Raw genomic sequence first — 489 nt, forward strand, 5'->3', positions numbered from 1 at the left:
TCTTGTGCCATCACAGGTGCGGCAACTGCTGCGGTCAGGGCCAGTACGGCGGCAGCCAGGAATGCGGAGAAACGGTTTTTCATTATGGTGCTTCCTTTAAACAAAATAAGGTTGGTAGTGCTTACTGGAACGTATTACGTCATCAGCAGGGAGATGCGTTGTGCGTCACAGGTGTGCCGGCAAGGCAAGTACTGCCGTCCATCGTGGTGCGATGGACAAAGTACTTAACGCAGTCCGGCGCGCCTGTGACGTGCAACCCGAAGGGAACGTCGCTGACTAACAAAGTCCGGCGATTTGATGCTCAAGTTCGCACTCCCTGAAGGTGATGTAATACGTTCCTTTTATCAGTTGGTCAGAACTGCCCCCTCCCGGGTGTTCTGTCTGACCGCCTTTGTTATGCGGGATCAGTCGAGTTTCCAGACGTAATCCACGTGCGTCCAGGTTTGTTGTGGCTTGCCATCCACCAGGCCCGGTTTGTTCCGGCAACTG

The 489-nt window shown here is 54.2% G+C and carries 1 protein-coding gene; it reads left to right on the forward strand.

The window, feature by feature from the left end:
• Positions 1–320: hypothetical protein (locus KDM89_RS19605; protein WP_212689572.1), on the forward strand; the 320-nt coding region annotated here is incomplete at its 5' end.
• Positions 321–489: the final 169 nt, after the last annotated feature.

This window comes from Cognatundibacterium luofuense (assembly GCF_018139685.1).
Lineage (GTDB): Bacteria > Pseudomonadota > Gammaproteobacteria > Burkholderiales > Burkholderiaceae_D > Undibacterium > Undibacterium luofuense.